The organism is Hymenobacter cellulosilyticus, assembly GCF_022919215.1.
GTDB classification, from domain to species: domain Bacteria; phylum Bacteroidota; class Bacteroidia; order Cytophagales; family Hymenobacteraceae; genus Hymenobacter; species Hymenobacter cellulosilyticus.
This window is the reverse complement of the sequence record NZ_CP095046.1, coordinates 2653140-2669036: the sequence shown is the minus strand read 5'-3', so window position 1 is coordinate 2669036 and position 15897 is coordinate 2653140. Positions and strand designations below refer to the sequence as shown.

The following is a 15897-nucleotide window of genomic DNA, read 5'->3' as shown; positions in this document are numbered from 1 at the left end:
CGCCTACTTCCGACCACCTGCCGGCCCTGCTGCTGGGCTCGGTGTTCGTTATTGCCACCTGCGGCCTGATCTACGAGCTGATTGCCGGCACCCTGGCTTCTTACCTGCTCGGCGACTCGGTTACGCAGTTTTCCACTATCATTGGGGCCTACCTGTTCTCGATGGGCATCGGCTCCTGGTTGTCGCGTTACCTCGACGGGGCCCTGCTCAAGTGGTTTATCCGCCTCGAAATCCTGGTGGGGCTGGTGGGCGGTTTCTCGGCGCCCTTGCTCTTCGTGCTCTTCGAGTACGTCAGCTCCTTTCGCTTGATTCTCTACTCGTTAGTGGGATTAACCGGCATTCTGGTGGGTCTGGAAATTCCGCTGCTAATGCGGATTCTGGAAAACCGCTACGAGTTTAAGGACCTGGTTTCCCGGGTTTTCACCTTCGACTACATCGGGGCGTTGCTGGCTTCGCTTATCTTCCCGTTGGTGCTGGTGCCCCAGTTGGGTTTGATTCGCACTTCCCTGTTTTTTGGGGCTCTGAACGTGGTGGTAGCGGCCGTGGCCTTGTACCGCTTCCCCGAAACCCGCCCCTACCGCCGCAGCTTTGCCGGTATCATGGCCGGGGCTCTGGTGCTGCTGGCCGTCGGCTTTGGCTACGCCGAGCGTATCATGACCTACACCGAAACCATGGCGTTTCAGGACCAGGTGATCTACAGCAAAAGCACCGTGTACCAGCGCATTGTGCTTACCCGCAACAACCGGGAGTTGCGCCTTTTTCTCAACGGCAACCTGCAGTTCAGCTCCGCCGACGAGTACCGCTACCACGAAGCCCTGGTGCACCCGGCCATGCAAGCGTTGCCGAAGGCCAAGCGCGTGCTGGTGCTGGGCGGCGGCGACGGGCTGGCCGTGCGCGAGCTGCTCAAGTACCCGCAGCTGCAACAGATTCGCCTCGTCGACCTCGACGCGGGTATGACCCACTTGTTTCAGCACAACCAAATGCTGCTGGCCCTCAATAAAGGCGCGCTGAACAACGCCAAAGTGCAGGTAATCAACGGCGACGCCTACCAGTGGGTGCGCCAAGACACTACCCGCTACGACCTGCTGGTTATCGACTTCCCTGACCCGTCCAACTACTCTATCGGCAAACTCTACAGCACTTCCTTTTATACTGAGCTGCACAAGCTGCTGGCGCCCGGCGGCCTGATGGTGGTGCAGAGTACTTCGCCCTACGTGGCTCAGAAGTCGTTCTGGTGCATCAGCCACACCCTGCAGGCCGCTGGTTTTCACACCATTCCCTACCATACCTACGTGCCTTCCTTCGGGGAGTGGGGTTACGTCCTGGCCGGCCGCAACGGCCACTGGCGCGGCGACGGGAAGCTGCCCCAGGGCCTGCGTTACCTCACGGCCGCTACCCTGAAGGAAATGCTCCACTTCCCGCCCGACATGGCCGAAGTGCCCACCGAAATCAACCAGCTCAACAACCAGGCCCTGGTCCGCTACTTCGAGGACGACTGGGGGCCTTACACGCACTAGGGCCCGGCCGGAAATCATCTTTCCGAGCGAGTTCAGGCAAGCTAACGCTGCATGCCGCAGTCTGCCGGAGCTTTCCGAATGATTCCCTTACGCTTCCAGGCTTCATCAACTCGTTTTCGCACCCACGCTACGTCTGCCGAAGCTTCCGATATTCCTGTTTTGATTCCCGAAACCCGACTTCCGATCTTCGCTATCCAATTTCGAGTTCTCGAAACTCGATTTCCGGTTCTCGCATCTTCATATTGGACGCTTCGGCCTTCTTATCGGACGCTCCACTCTTCATTCCGCTGCTCCTTCTCTTTATTTCCAACCCTGGGAAAGAAGATGGAAGTTTTTCCTAAGCGGTAACGCATCCCTTCTGCTTTCTATTTTCTTACCTGATGTCTGCCGCTAATTCGTCCCACTGCCCGTTTATGCCCGGCCGCCGCGAGTTTCTCGGCCGCGCCGGCCTGGGTGTGGCCGGACTGCTGCTAAGCCCGGGCCTGCTCGAATCCTGCGCCCCCGGCTCCGCGCGGGCTCATATTCGGGGTACCTTGCGCGGAGCCAACCAAGCCACCGGCCACAAGCTTTGGAAACCCAGCCAGCTTCCCGCTCCTACCCGCACCCTGCGCGCCGACGTGGTTATCATCGGGGGCGGCGTGGCTGGCCTTTCGGCTAAGCGGTGGCTGCACCGGCACGGGCAGCACAACGTGTTGCTTCTGGAACTCGATGAGCAGGTGGGCGGCAACTCTGCCGCCGGCCGCAATTCCACTTCGGCCTTTCCCTGGGGCGCCCACTACCTACCCCTGCCCGACCCGCGCAATACTGAGCTGCTGGACTTTCTGCGCGAAACCGGCACTATTACGGGCACCTCGCCCAGCGGCCTGCCGATTTACAACGAGTACCACCTCTGCCACGACCCGGAGGAGCGGCTGCACATCAACGGGCACTGGCAAACCGGCCTCGTGCCGGAAATGGGCGTACCAACCGCTGACAGGGAACAAATAGCCCGTTTCTTTCAGCTCATTGAGGACTTCCGCCAAGCCAAAGGCCACGACGGCCGCGACGCCTTCATGATTCCCGTCGACGCTTCCTCTACGGACGAGCAGTTTCGTCAGCTCGACGCTATTTCCCTGGCCGACTACCTGGCGCAGCACGGCTTCACCTCCGAGTACCTGCGCTGGCACCTCGACTACTGCTGCAAGGACGACTACGGCACCACGGCCCAGCATACCTCGGCCTGGGCTGGTATTCACTACTTTGCTTCGCGCAAGGGTCGGGCTCACAACGCCGAAAGCAGCGACGTGCTGACCTGGCCCCAGGGCAACAACTTTTTGGTTGAACACCTGCGCCAACAGGCTGCTACCGGCATTCTGCCCCACACGCTGGCTTACGCCGTGGAGGAAACCGACGCCGGCGTGAGCGTACTGGCCTACGATGCCCATACCCACGAAACGCTCCGCGTCGAAGCCCGGCAGGCCCTGCTGGCCACGCCCCAGTTTGTAACCCAACGCCTGCTCCCGGATTCGCCCGGCCTCGTGCCGCTGACCTTGCACCGCGCCCCCTGGGTGGTAGCCAACCTCACCATCGACGGCCTGCCCAGGGCCCCGGCGCCCCGCTTAGCTGGGACAACGTCATCTACGGCTCCAAAGCCGTTGGCTACGTGAATGCCAATCAGCAGGACGTGCAGCTCGGCACTCAGCAGAAGGTGATTACCTATTATTGGCCCCTGGCCGAAGAATTACCGCAGGTGGCCCGCCGCAACGCGTACAAAAACACCTACGACCAGTGGCTCACCCAGATTCTGGCCGACCTGGAAAAAGCCCACCGCGGTATCACGGCCCGGGTGCAGCAGGCCGACGTCTGGGTGTGGGGCCACGGCATGGTGGCCCCCACGCCTGGCTCGGTATGGCACCCAAGCCGGCAGCAGGCCGCCCGGCCCCTGCGCAACAAACTGTTTTTTGCCCACACCGACCTGAGCGGTATGTCCATTTTCGAAGAAGGCTTTTACCAGGGCATCCGGGCGGCCCGCCAATTACTCGGCGCGGTATGAGACAAGCCCAACCCTGGATTCGCTCCGCCGCCTTCGACGGGCTCTGGCTGTTGTCGCCGCCCTTCGTGGCACTGCTGCTGGTCTTGCTGCTACCGACTCATTTCCGCACCTCCGCCCAGATGCCTGTGGTGGGCTGGGTAGTGCTGGTCGTGTTCATTGATGTGGCCCACGTCTACAGCACCCTGTTTCGTACCTACTTCGATTCGACCCGGCGGCGGGAGCAGCAGCGCCTACTCTGGCTGGTTCCGCTGGGTTGCTACGCGGCCGGCGTGGCCTTGCACCAGTTGGGCGGACTGGTGTTTTGGCGGGTCCTGGCCTACTTGGCCGTGTTTCACTTTATCCGGCAGCAATACGGTTTTCTGCGCCTCTACCAGCGCCAGGAGCCTACTCAGCCCCACCGCTGGCTCGACACCGTACTGGTCTACTACGCCACTATTTACCCCTTGGTTTACTGGCACTTATCGGCACCGCGCAACTTTACCTGGTTCGTGGAGGGCGACTTTCTGCAGCACGATTGGCCCACCGGCCGGCTTCTGGCTACCCTGCTTTATGTGACCCTGCTGCTGCTGTATCTGGCCAAAGAAACGCGCCAGTGGCTGCTCTACCGCACCTTCAACTGGCCCCGCAACCTGTTACTGGGCGGCACGGCGGTTTCCTGGTATTTCGGCATCGTGTATTTCAACGGCGACCTGGCCTTTACCCTGCTCAACGTGGTGTCGCACGGCATTCCCTACCTGGCCCTGATCTGGATTAGCCGGTCCGCTGCCAACACCGGCACCCATCGTCCCCTGGGCCAGATCTACGCCATTGTCGGCTTTCTGGGGCTGCTCTTTGGCCTGGCTTACCTCGAGGAAGGCATCTGGGACGGACTGGTGTGGCGGGAACACGCCTCGGTGTTCAACTGGTTTCAGCACTTGCCTGCCATCAGCAGCCCGACGCTGCTGGCCTGGCTGGTGCCGCTGCTGGCTTTGCCCCAGGCCACGCACTACGTGCTGGACGGCTTTATCTGGCGGCGTCCGAAACCTGTCACCGCATGAGTGCCTACCGCTACCTTGGCGACCGGCTGGCCCGTCTTACCAATTCGCCCTTGGTTGGGCAGCTATGCCAGGCCGTGCGCGACGAGCGGGGCAAATGCATCCGGGGCCGCAACGGCTCCATGCTGGTTGAGTTTGCTACAGGCCGCGCCGTCGTGCTGGCCCGGCAGCTGCGTAAAATTAGCCTTACCGCAAACGAGCCGCAGTAGCTTACGCCGCGTGCAGTTCGATGAGTACCGCCGTGGAGCCGCCCGCGTCGTCATCCGTCACCAGCAGGGCCTCATACCGACCTGCCCCGAGCGGCCGGCGCACCACGATGCTTTCCACTTTGCCGCGGTAAGGTTGCCCATTGGGCAGCACCAAGTGTGCCATCTGTAGCGCCGTTGCTTTGGTAGTAGCTGATGGAGCGGGCAGTACCCCTACGAAGCTGCCCAGCACCTCGCCGTCGGCAATGGCGTCCGCGGTGTCTTCCACCGAAGCGGTGATAAAGACCTTATTATCAAAAGTACAGGCTCCGGAAAAGCCCGCGTCTTTGCCCTCAATAGTGGGCAGGGCAAAATGCTGTAGCTGCACGGGCGGCACTTCGCGCTGGTGCCGGATGCATTCCAGAGCCGCGGCCAATGGCAGCCGGAACACAATGTTGCCGGCAGCGGCCCCCACCGTGCGCTGAAACAGCAGCAGCTCCGTATCCGTGGCCGCCGCAGCTTCCAAGTTCAGGGTAATGCCTTTGGGCAAAACCTGCCGCAGCGCCGCATACAGCCGGCTTAAGGACACGGGCTGGACCGTAGCCGTGCCGGGGCCAGCGGGCAAGGCCACCCAGAAGCCCTGCTCCCGGGCCGCCGTAGCTCCCGAGCCGCAGGCTAGCAGCGCCGTTTCGGGGCCGGTTGTAATGGCAGTCAGGCACTCCAGATCGGGCTTACGGTCCTTCGGGATGCGGCCCGAGCTGAAGTGGGCCGTTTCAAACAAGGCCAAGGGTGTATTCGGCGCCAATGACTCGGCGGAGCAGCTATACAGAAACGGGGAATCGTCGCCGATAATATAGGCCGTATTACCGACCAGCTCAATGCCCGACGCAGACGGCAAATTGGGCAGTTCATATTGACGAACGATAGTAGCTTTCATGCAGCAGAGAGGCTAAACCAGCCAATGGACGGTGAATTACGAGAAACGAAGCCTGCTTGTATTCGCAGAAAGCTACTGCTTGGTTATCGTGAATTCCACGCGGCGGTTCAGCTTGCGGGTTTCTTCCTTGGCGTTGCTGGCGCGGGGCTTGCTGCCCCCAAAGCCCACGGTCGTAATGCGGCCCTCGGCAACGCCCCGCGTGACGAGGTAGCGCCGCACTTCCTTTACCCGATCTTCTGACAGCTTCTGGTTCAGGTCAGCATTGCCCTGATTGTCGGTGTGTCCTTCCAGGCGAATACTCACCGTGGGGTTGTCAGTAAGGGTGCGGGCCAAGCGGTTGAGTTCGGCGTAGGAAGCCGGCAGCAAGGTGTATTTGCCCTGGGCAAAAATCAGGGTGGGCAGTTCTAGCTTGCCTCCCACCGCGGCCGGCACCAGGGCTATTTCCCGGGTAAGCGTTGCTACCATGCGCACCGTGTCGGTGCCGGTGAGGTAATTCGGGCTGGCAGCCGCCAGCCGGTAGCTACCCGGCGGCAGGGAAAACTGGAAGGAGCCCGAAGCGTCGGTGCGCACGGTGGCGTTAAAGGCAATGTCATTATCGAGACGAATGGCCTTCACTTCGGCCTTTACCGCCGCGCGCGTCTTGGCGTCTATTACCTTACCCGTGAGCAGGGCGCGGCGGGCCACCGCTGGAGCTTCCGGTGCGGCAGGCTTGGTCGTATCGGTGGGCGGAGTGACGCTAGCGGCCGTACGATACAGTTCGGCCGGGCCATTGGTTGTGCGGGAAGCGGCGTAGTACGCCTGCTTGCCATCGGGACTGAGCATAAAGTAGGCGTCAAAACCTGGCCCGTTGAGCGTAGGTCCCAGGTTGCGGGGCTCACTCCACTTCGACCATGTATCGTCCAGGCGGGTACTCACGAAAATATCGGCCCCGCCGTAGCCGGCGTGTCCGTAGGAAGAAAAGTACAGGGTGCGGCCATCGGGAGCCAGCCAGGGGGCAAACTCAAAACCCGGCGAGTTCAGCACCCCGCCCAGGCTCTGGGGCTCCCCCAGGTACCATCGGCCTTGGGCCGGCTCACGTACAGGTCGTTGCCACCAAACGAGTCGCCCCGCTCCAAGGACAGCAGCAGGGTCTTCTGGTCGGCGGCCATAAAAAAGGTTGTTGCAGCCCCGGCCGTATAGTAATTACTGATCGTCAGCGGCTGGGGCCGGTCGGGCTTGCCCTTGGTGCTAGCCGCCCGCGCTATCAACGACACGCCTTCGTCCCGGAAACTTCCGTCGCGCTCATATAGCCCGCGCACCAGCAGCTGACTGCCATCGGCTCCCACCACCGCCATCACGCCATTATTCTGGCGTGTGTTCAGCGCATCCAGCCGCACAGCGGGGCCCCAGGTTTGCCCGTCGGTCGACTGGCTTACCCAGATATCCCCGAATCGGTGTTGCCTTCGGTATTGCCCGCAAATTTGGTCCGGGCGAAGTACAATGTCTTGCCATCGGGCGTCAAGACCGGCTGCAGCTCATTGCCGGGTGTGTTCAGGGCCGTCAGGGCCTCGATGGGGCCAAAGCCGGGCTGGCTGGCATCTAGGTTAAGATGCAGCTTAAACAGACGCCACTGCTGCGTAGCCCGGTTAGCGGGGCGCTGTGCCACAATGGGAGTTCCGTTGAACTTATCGGAGGCGGCAATAGCGGCACACTTATCGTTGCCGCGGTTTACCAGTTCGTAGCTGCCAATGGGGCCGGCCGGCACGAGCTTCCACTGCTGGTAGAAGCTGCCCGTCCAGGGCCGTTGGGCCAAGTGAGCGTTTTCGTCAGGCTTTTCAACCGTGAGGCATTTGTTGCTGTGCTTGGCTTCAAGGCGGTAGTATTCGCCACCAGCCGTGATGCGCACAAAGCGCCACTGCTGGCTGGATGCGTGCGTAAACTCCCACTGCACAGCTGCTACCCCAGCCTCCGCCGACGACCCGGTGATATCCAGGGAACGGCCGCTACCGCGGGCCACTACCCCATACCACGCATTTTCTTCCGGAATAAAAGCAGCTTGCTGGGCAGCCAACGAGCTAGCCAGCAGCAGGAACAGAAACAACAGGAGGCTACGCGGGGAACGAATCATGCACGCAAAAAGGATGAACTGGCGTGCAAGTTAAATGAAATCCGGGGCAGCCCCGGCAGCTGAAGCTCCCGCAAACCTATTCAGGCTCTACTCCGCCGGGAGTAGCAAGTAATTCTGCGGGAGCTTCAGCTTTCTACCACTGGGGCAGATTAGTCATTGGTGTTATTGATATACTTGAAGCGGACAAACCGCTCATTCTCGTAAATGGCAGTAAAATGCCCCCCGAGCTTTTGGAATCGGTTTTCCGCTCAGCTCCCCGGCTCGTTTTGGCGGGCGCAGCAGCAGCAGATGGGAATGCGCCGGGCATCATTGGGGGCACGTGGCAAATAAAGGATAGAATTTTGGACGCCATGATGTGTTGAGTTAGGTGTTGAAATGGAAGAGAAACTTCAAATGGGGACGGAAATCAGAGTGAAGGAAAACATTCGCTACTTCAGCCTACTGGGCTCTTAACAAATATAAAGATGTTATTATTATATTGCATCATATCAAGCTAAATTTTTATTCAATCTGGTTTAAATTCTTAAATCTACTTTGATAAGGAAAAAGATCCTGGACTAACATCTATGCTTTGCAGTGCTACTGCTAAACTGCAATCCATTGTTATTTAGACATTTATGTATAAATAAATGCTAAAACAGGCTGATTGAAGCTGAGTTTACAGTAGCCGTTTTGGTCATATACAGATGGAATCAGAGGTTTTGCGCAACGTTCACTAGACCACAACCGGGTAAACCCAATACCCTAAGCCAACTTCACTTCTACTTCCCTGCTAAGTCAAGCAGTGCCTCACTTAGTAATACAGTTTAAACTTAAACAAATACTATCTACTTTCCAAAAATCAGTGTTATTGATATATTACACTTAATAGTTACAAAAATCATATATCGTGCTTTAGGCAGTGCATTTCAAGATATTGGGGGCTTGAAACTCAGACTAATGCCAAAATAATATACACTTCCTGCCAGATTACAGCCTGGTTTGAAAACCAACAAGGCGCGGCTCTAAGTGAGCCGCGCCTTGCTTGCAAAGGGAAAGAATGGACTATTTCATCCCATACTTTGACCGAAACTTCTGGTTTAAGTACGTCTGCTTGTTGGTCATGTTGAAGGCCCGACCATCGATGAAGGCACGGGTTACGTTGTTGGTGCGCATATCCAGCAAATCACCGCTGCTCACGACCAACGTGGCGCTTTTACCCGCTTCCAGGCTGCCATAGTCTTTATCTACGCCCATAATGCGCGCGGGGCTGAGCGTGACGGCCGTCAGAGCTTGTTCCTTAGTCAGGCCGTGGCCGGCGGCGGTACCGGCAATAAAGGCCAGGTTGCGGGAGCCGGCCGTTTCCTGGTCGCCTTCATAGTCGAGGCAGAACCGCACGCCGGCTTGCTGCAGCAGGCTGGGCAGCTTGTAGGGCAGGTCGTAGTCGTCGCCCGAGCGGCGGGGCAGGGCGTGAATCCGGGATAAAACCACGGCCACGTCGTTTTGCTTGAGGAAATCGAGCATCATCCAGGCGTCGCGGGCCCCGATGACGGTGACCTTCTGCACGCCCAGGCGCTTGGCAAACCGCACGCCCTCGATGATTTCCTTGCCGTAGTCGGCGTGTACAAACAGCGTTTTAGACCCGTCGAACAGGCCGCTGAGGGAGGAGAGACGCAGGTTTTCCTTGCGGCCGGCGGGCAGGGCACGGTAAGCCGAGGCTTCTGAGAGCAGCTGCTCCAACTCGCGCAGCTGCTGCTGCCGGGTTTTTTCGCGCCGGTCCACCATCATCTGGTCTTCCGTCGGGTTGAGCTTGAGCACCATTGGGGGCCAGTTCAGATGCAGGCCGTCATCGGCCTTTACAGCCGCGTCCTGCCAGTTCCAGGCGTCGAGCTGCACGATGCTGCTCTGGCCCGAAAGCATGCCGCCGCGGGGCGTCACCTGGGCCAGCAGCACGCCATTGGTGCGCACGGTCGGGATGATGTCGGAATCGGTGTTGTAGGCAATCAGGGCCCGCACGTTGGGGTTGAGCATACCCACTTCCCGCTCGTCGACGGTGGCCCGGATGGCTTCTACTTCGGTCAGGCCCAGGGTGGTGTTGGGCAGAATCAGGCCGGGGTAGATTTCCTGGCCTTTCACGTCGACCACCTCAAAAGCCGATTTGTCCTGGCTGAAGCCCGACTGGGCCCCGGCGTAGGTGATGCGGCCTTTATCGAAAGCGACGGCAGCGTCGGGAACCACGGTGCCGTTGCCCACGTGCAGGGTGCCGCCCACGAGCAGCACGGGCTTACTCTGGACCGGCGCCGGGGCCGGCACCTGGGCCAGCAGCGGTGTGGCCGTGAGCAGGGTTAGAGAAAGAAATAATGCGGAAAAACGCATGAGAATGCAGTTAAATAAGTTGAAGCAGATGACTTTTCAGCGAAAAAGGCGACCAGCTTAGTTGTCCAGTTCCTTGTCTTCGCCCATCGTGTCGCAGTGGAAGTGCTTGTTAGCCTTGGCCGTGGCACCCTGAGTCGGGGCACCAGCTTTCTTAGCGTCCAACATTTTCTGCACGATGCGCAGCCGCTCCTTTTCTACTTCCTGGCGCATCTTGGCGTCCGATTCCACGTCGAACATCTGGCGGCCATCCACGAAGGTGCGCTCCGCGTGGGCATATACGCTGAGCGGGTGGTCGTTCCAGAGCACTACGTCGGCGTCCTTGCCTTCCTTAATGCTCCCCATGTTCTTGTCGAGGTGGAGCATCTTGGCCGGGTTGATGGTCACCAGCTTCAGGGCTTCCTCTTCCGACAAGCCGCCGTACTTTACCGTTTTGGCTGCTTCCTGGTTGAGGCGGCGGCTCATTTCGGCATCGTCCGAGTTGATGGCCACGTTCAGGCCCGCGTCGTGCATGATGGCGGCATTATACGGAATAGCGTCGCGCACCTCATTTTTGTAAGCCCACCAGTCGGAGAAGGTACTGGCATTCACGCCGTGGGCCTTCATCTTGTCGGCCACTTTATAGCCTTCCAGAATGTGGGTGAAGGTGTTGACCTTGAAGCCCATGCGGTCGGCCACATTGAGCAGCATGTTGATTTCGCTTTGCACGTAGCTGTGGCAGGTAATGAAGCGCTGCTGGTTCAGGATTTCAACCAAGGCTTCGAGCTCCAGGTCGCGGCGCGGGGCCTCCCCTTTCTTCTGCTTGCCCTTGCCCAGCTTGTTCCAGGCCTTCCACTCCTGCTCGTACTCCTTGGCCCGGGTGAAGGCATCCACAAACACCTGCTCCACGCCCATGCGGGTCTGGGGGAAACGCAGCACGTTCATTTCGCCCCAGTTGCTTTGCTTCACGTTTTCGCCCAGGGCAAACTTGATGAAGCCCGGCGCACCCTCAATTTTCATTTGCTCGGCGGTCATGCCCCAGCGCAGCTTTATCAGGGCCGACTGCCCGCCGATGGGGTTGGCCGAGCCGTGCAGCAGCTGCGAAGCCACCACGCCCCCTGCCAGGTCGCGGTACACGTCAATGTCCTCGGCATCTACCACGTCGCTGACCCGCACTTCGCTGGTCACGGCCTGAGTGCCTTCGTTTACGCCCTCACTGATGGCAATGTGGGAGTGCTCGTCGATAATACCGGGCGTGAGGTGCTTGCCGGTGCCGTCGATGCTGCGGCCGCCTTTAGGTACGCTCAGGTTCTTGCCGATCTTGGCAATTTTGCCGTTCTGAAGCAGTACGTCGGTGTTCTCGAGCCTACCGGCGGCCTCGCTGGTCCACACGGTGGCATTCTTAATAACCACCGTTTCCTGCTGAGGCACCTGGGTCCGGCCAAAGGCTACGAAGGGAAACAGGGCCTGGCCAATCTGCACGGGCTCGGGCGCTTTGGCCGAGTCGCGGCGGGCGGCGCGGGTAGCTTCCTCCTGGCGCTGGGCGCTCCACTTCACCTGCGAGGCATCGGCCAGCTGCCCGTCGCCCTGAAACAGGCGGGTTTCGGGCGTGTAGAAGCCGCTGAGGCGAATAGCCGCACCCTTGGTTTTGGGCGTGGGGTTATACACGATGGTAGCCAGTTCGCCATTTACCGACAAAGTGCCGCGCACCGTGTCTTTGGGCGCCACGGCAATGCGCATTTCGGGTGCTTCGGGCTTGCCGGCCACCAGCATTTTCATTTCGGGCTGGCTACCGATTTTGAGCGTGTACACGCCGCGGTAGTCGCTGGGCACGGTGCTGAGCTGGTAGCGCTGGCCCTGCACCCAGTTGTCGAGCAGCACGTTGTCGTCGGCAAACAGGCGGTTGGAGCACACCAGGAAGTTGGCGACCATACCAGCCTTAAGGCTGCCGACCTGGTTTTGCTGCTTGATCAGCTCGGCGGGTGTGGCGGTAAGGGCGCGTAGGGCCTGCTCCTCGGTCAGGCCGTACTGAATGGCCTTTTTCAGGTTGGGCAGAAACTTCTTCTTGTCCTTGAGGTCGGCGGCCGACAGCGCGAAGGGCACACCAGCCTTGGCCAAAATAGCTGCGTTGGCTGGGGCCATTTCCCAGTGCTTGAGCTCCTCGAGCGAAATGCGAGAGGCGTCGTACACGTCATCCACATTATAGGCATCCGGGAAGTTGAGGCTGACAATGAGCGGGGCCTTAGTCGCCTGAATGTCGGCCAGGCGCTGGTACTCGTCACCACGGCCTTTGAGGATGTACTGCACCCCAAACTCGTCCCCTACTTTATCAGCCCGCAGCGCCGACTGCTTGTCGCGCACGTCGAAAATCTGGGGGAGCTGACGCTGCTGGTTGAAGGCCCGGAGTGACAGGTTTTGCTCCTTAGTCGGGTTGCGCTGATTCCAGTCGGCGTCCAGGTAGGTCTGGCGCAGCAGCGCAATGCTGCCCATCAGGGAGCTAGGATAATCCTGGGTGCTGCTGCCCTTGTCGAAAGAAAACGAAGCGGCGGCGCGGTCGGCCAGCACTACCTCCTGCTCTTTGCGGGCCGTATTGAGCGTAACCAGGGCCGCCGTGCCGCGGGCAATACCATCGGCCTGCTGGGTAAGCACAGCCCCGAAGCCCATACGACGGTAGGCATCGGCCTGGTCTTCGTTGACCTTGAAGAGCTCAGCAGCACTGATTTCGGGGTGAATAGCCTGGTTCCAGTCGTAGGCTCCGGCTTTCTGGCTTTCAAACTGCGGTCCGCTGCGCCGGCCCTGCCGCTCGGGTGCCTTCACTTCGGGCACGCCGTAGCTGGCGTACAGGTCCACGAAGCCGGGGTAAATGAAGCGGCCTTTAAGGTCGGTAACCACGGCGCCGACCGGGATTTTCACGCCCGTACCCACTGCCTCCACCCGGCCGTCCCGGATAAGGAGCGTGGCGTCGTTGAGGCGGGTTTTGTAGTCGGTGAAAATGGTGGCGTGGGTGAAGGCGTAGAGCCCGGGCCGCTGGTCGTACACGCCGTTGCGCGGGTACGTGCTGGGCTGGGCATAGGCCGCCGCAGTGCTGAGCAGCAAGCCGCCGGCCAGGCCTAGCTGGCGTAGAGATGGTGACATGGAAAAACGGGGGATGATGATGAAAGAAGCATCGGACTGGAAAGGTAGCGGCAGACTCGCACTTTTCGGCCGTTTTTCCTGAAAAATCCGCAAACACCGGGAGGCGTTAAGCTTAACATTTCCGGGGCAAGCACAGTACGTAGAACTATACTTCGCTCCAAACCTTACCCACCATGCGCAAAGGCACTCAAGTCAGCTGGAAATACGGCACCGGCACGGCCACCGGCAAAATCGAAGAAACCCATAAGGAACCCGTGACGCGCAAGCTCAAGGGCAGCGACATCACCCGCAACGGCACCCCGGAAAACCCGGCCTTTGTTATCGTGCAGGAAAACGGCGACCGGGTTATCAAGCTGCAAAGCGAAGTCTCGTCCGTGAGTTCCAAAGCCAAGAAGTAAGAAGCACCTGGCAGCGCTTGGCCTTTTAGCTGGTGCCGCTTTAAACGCTGGGTTCCTTGTAAACAAAAAGCCCCGTCAGCGGGCTGACGGGGCTTTTTCGTGTAGTAAGCAGGAGCCTAGCGGTTATGCACGTCGGGCTCAATGAATGCTTGCTCTTCCAGTTCAGTAGGCACTACTACGATGCCCTGCTGCAGCTTGGAGTTTTTCTTGCCGTAGATGAAGTAGACCACGAAGCCCAACAGCATCCAGACCATGGCCAGCTTCAGCGTGTTGGCGTCCAGGGCCGCAATCATCAGCAGGCAGATAGCAGCGCCCATAAACGGAACCAGAGGGAAAGCCGGCGACGACAGCGGCGAGCGGAACGGACGGAACTGCGCCGGATCCGATTTGCGCATCAGCCACACGCCGATAGACACCAGCACGAAGGCCAGCAGGGTTCCAAACGAGGTCAGGTCGCCGGCCAGGGAGCCGGGCACGAAGCCGGCAAAGGCGCCCACGAACACCAGCAGGGCCAGGTTCGACTTATAAGGCGTGCGGTACTTGGGGTGCAACTCCGAAAAAGCTTTCGGCATCAGACCGTCGTTGGCCATGGAGAAGAACACGCGGCTCTGGCCCATGAGCATCACCAGAATTACCGACGAGAAGCCGGCCAGAATAGCCACCGTAACGGCCGTGCTCAGCCATTCGAAACCGGGCATGTGCTCCTTAATAGCGTAGGTTACCGAAGCTTCGCCGCCCTTGGCCGGGTCAGCAAACTCGCGCCAGTTGGCTACGCCCGTCAGCACGTGGCCAAACAGGATGTAGAGCACGGTGCATACGGCCAAAGAGCCGAGGATACCAATGGGCATGTCGCGCTTGGGATTCTTGGCTTCCTGGGCCGCGGTACTCACGGCATCGAAGCCAATAAAGGCGAAGAACACGATGGCCGCACCGCCAAGGATACCGCCCCAGCCGTGCTTGTTCCAGGCCGAGTACTCACGAACAATTTCACCGGCCGCGTTTTTCACTGGCTCGGCATTTTCGGGAATCAGGTAGGGCGTGTGGTTGGCGGGCTCAATAAACTGCCAGCCTACAGCAATGAAAATCAGCACAATGGCCACTTTCACCACCACGATAATGGCGTTGAAGGTCGCCGACTCCTGCGTGCCCTTAATCAACAGCAGGCTGAGCACGATGATGATAAACAAGGCGGGCAGGTTGACAAAGCCCTGCTCCATCACGCCATTTACGGCCGCGCTTTCGAAAGGCGAGTGGCACCATTCGTAGGGTATACTCATCCCAAAGACCTGCAAGAGCTTGTTCAGGTATTCGCTCCAGGCAATGGACACGGTTGCGGCTCCCAGGGCGTATTCCATAATCAGGGCCCAGCCGATAACCCAGGCTACAAACTCGCCCATGGTGGTGTAGGCATACGTGTAGGCCGAGCCGGCAATGGGAATCATGGCGGCAAACTCGGCGTAGCACAAGCCCGCAAAAGCGCAGCCAATAGCGGCCACGATGAAGGCCAGCGTTACGCCCGGACCAGCTGCTTGGGCAGCGGCGGCAGCGGTGCGCACAAATAGGCCGGCCCCGATGATGGCGCCCACGCCCAAGGCAACGAGGTTGGCCGCGCCCAGCGTGCGTTTGAGAGCCCCTTCCCCGGAGGAGTTGGCCTCACCGAGCAGGATAGCCAGTGGTTTTTTGGCGAAAATATTTGCCATACAATAGAAAAGAGAGAAGAAAGAAAGGTGAGAGGTATGGAATTTTCAAATTCGGTATCAGGAGCCCGAATATAGGCGATAATCAGCATTCGCCGGTTAAAGAGCCAAGTGCCACCACTTAGTTGCACGGTGCAGCCTCCGAAGCCAGTCCGCAAGCACCAAGCTGATTTCTGCTGCTCGCTTATACATCAGTTCCTGGGCTGAACGACTTAGATCCTCTATCCCAAACCTGCTCGTCCCACGCTTTACCGTGCCTAGCCAGTGGTATGGTGCCACCTTATGTCCCCTGCTTTTCACATCGCCTGACTTTGCACTTTAGGCTAACGGTTTACGCTGATACTTGGATAACTCAAGGCCTTTATTCCAGGCTCTTTTTCAATGGCTTATCGAAATCCGGATTCTAGCTACCGATTTCGGGCTTACGCAGCAGAACAAGATTATTTGACCTCAAAATCATCCTATCTACCAAACCCACGTATAAACGGCGCCTCAGGAAACAGGGCCTTTCACTTTTGGTATGA

At 59.3% G+C, this 15897-nt stretch carries 12 protein-coding genes and 1 pseudogene; 6 read left to right on the top strand and 7 right to left on the bottom strand.

Annotation, left to right across the window (positions count from 1 at the left end; genetic code table 11):
• Window positions 1-14: 14 nt before the first annotated feature.
• From MUN79_RS13055 to MUN79_RS13035, 5 genes and pseudogenes are all read left to right on the top strand, one after another.
• A pseudogene (locus MUN79_RS13055) lies at window positions 15-1517 on the top strand (polyamine aminopropyltransferase); the annotation flags it as partial.
• A gap of 380 nt (window positions 1518-1897) precedes the next feature.
• Window positions 1898-3163, top strand: coding sequence for an FAD-dependent oxidoreductase (locus MUN79_RS13050; protein WP_244678050.1), 1266 nt, complete (start codon window positions 1898-1900; stop codon window positions 3161-3163).
• Window positions 3160-3549, top strand: coding sequence for an FAD-dependent oxidoreductase (locus tag MUN79_RS13045; protein WP_244678049.1), 390 nt, complete (start codon window positions 3160-3162; stop codon window positions 3547-3549). The genes MUN79_RS13050 and MUN79_RS13045 overlap by 4 nt, the downstream gene beginning before the upstream one ends.
• Window positions 3546-4586: a hypothetical protein gene (locus MUN79_RS13040; RefSeq protein WP_244678048.1), complete on the top strand. Its 1041-nt coding sequence runs from the start codon at window positions 3546-3548 to the stop codon at window positions 4584-4586. Before MUN79_RS13045 ends, MUN79_RS13040 begins: the two co-directional genes overlap by 4 nt.
• Window positions 4583-4792 (top strand): hypothetical protein, encoded by a 210-nt coding sequence (locus MUN79_RS13035; protein ID WP_244678047.1) that lies wholly within the window; start codon window positions 4583-4585, stop codon window positions 4790-4792. The genes MUN79_RS13040 and MUN79_RS13035 overlap by 4 nt, the downstream gene beginning before the upstream one ends.
• Before the next feature lies 1 nt (window position 4793).
• Here the strand turns inward: MUN79_RS13035 and MUN79_RS13030 are convergent, their stop codons facing one another.
• The 6 genes from MUN79_RS13030 to MUN79_RS13005 all read right to left on the bottom strand — a co-directional run bounded on the left by MUN79_RS13030 (window position 4794) and on the right by MUN79_RS13005 (window position 13278).
• Window positions 4794-5705 (bottom strand): DUF6929 family protein, encoded by a 912-nt coding sequence (locus MUN79_RS13030; RefSeq protein WP_244678046.1) that lies wholly within the window; start codon window positions 5703-5705, stop codon window positions 4794-4796.
• Between the two features lie 72 nt (window positions 5706-5777).
• A complete protein-coding gene (locus tag MUN79_RS13025; RefSeq protein ID WP_244678045.1) occupies window positions 5778-6728 on the bottom strand; it encodes an OmpA family protein in 951 nt (316 codons plus the stop codon).
• Window positions 6722-7081 carry a hypothetical protein gene (locus MUN79_RS13020; protein ID WP_244678044.1) on the bottom strand — a complete coding sequence of 120 codons (360 nt, stop codon included), beginning with the start codon at window positions 7079-7081 and terminating at the stop codon, window positions 6722-6724. Before MUN79_RS13020 ends, MUN79_RS13025 begins: the two co-directional genes overlap by 7 nt.
• A gap of 35 nt (window positions 7082-7116) precedes the next feature.
• The gene (locus MUN79_RS13015; RefSeq protein WP_244678043.1) at window positions 7117-7812 is read right to left on the bottom strand and encodes an RICIN domain-containing protein; all 696 of its coding nucleotides are present in this window, start codon (window positions 7810-7812) and stop codon (window positions 7117-7119) included.
• Between the two features lie 1044 nt (window positions 7813-8856).
• Window positions 8857-10167: an amidohydrolase family protein gene (locus MUN79_RS13010; RefSeq protein WP_244678042.1), complete on the bottom strand. Its 1311-nt coding sequence runs from the start codon at window positions 10165-10167 to the stop codon at window positions 8857-8859.
• Between the two features lie 57 nt (window positions 10168-10224).
• Window positions 10225-13278 carry an amidohydrolase family protein gene (locus MUN79_RS13005; RefSeq protein WP_244678041.1) on the bottom strand — a complete coding sequence of 1018 codons (3054 nt, stop codon included), beginning with the start codon at window positions 13276-13278 and terminating at the stop codon, window positions 10225-10227.
• Window positions 13279-13451: 173 nt separating this feature from the next.
• Between MUN79_RS13005 and MUN79_RS13000 the strand changes: the two genes are divergently transcribed.
• Window positions 13452-13676 carry a hypervirulence associated TUDOR domain-containing protein gene (locus tag MUN79_RS13000; RefSeq protein ID WP_244678040.1) on the top strand — a complete coding sequence of 75 codons (225 nt, stop codon included), beginning with the start codon at window positions 13452-13454 and terminating at the stop codon, window positions 13674-13676.
• 116 nt (window positions 13677-13792) lie between these two features.
• Here the strand turns inward: MUN79_RS13000 and MUN79_RS12995 are convergent, their stop codons facing one another.
• Window positions 13793-15376 (bottom strand): amino acid permease, encoded by a 1584-nt coding sequence (locus MUN79_RS12995; protein ID WP_244678039.1) that lies wholly within the window; start codon window positions 15374-15376, stop codon window positions 13793-13795.
• Window positions 15377-15897 lie beyond the last annotated feature (521 nt).